This is a genomic window from Bacillus cereus group sp. N12 (genome assembly GCF_016483575.1).
In the GTDB taxonomy this organism is placed as follows: Bacteria; Bacillota; Bacilli; order Bacillales; family Bacillaceae_G; genus Bacillus_A; species Bacillus_A toyonensis.
Window position 1 is genome coordinate 1 of record NZ_JAEHBO010000230.1, and the last position, 265, is coordinate 265.

The window sequence follows — 265 nt, forward strand, 5'->3', positions numbered from 1 at the left end:
CTTTATATGCGTATGGTCTTTGTTTAATCGCAAATACTGCACCGGTAGCATTAGGAGCGATGGGAATTAAGATTACAGTTGCTGGACAAGTAACGGGTATTGATCAACATAAAATCGGACAAATGGCTGGACATCAGTTACCGTTTCTATCATTATTTGTTCCGTTCTTCATCGTATTTTTAATGGATGTGTTTAAATGGGTAAAACAAACGTGGCCTGCGTTACTTGTAGCAGGTATTTCATTTGCAATTACACAGTTTATTAC

Annotated in this window: 1 protein-coding gene; it reads left to right on the plus strand. The window is 37.4% G+C overall.

The window, feature by feature from the left end:
* Positions 1-265 (plus strand): L-lactate permease (locus tag JDS92_RS30265; protein ID WP_199633060.1); only part of this gene is annotated, 265 nt, incomplete at both ends.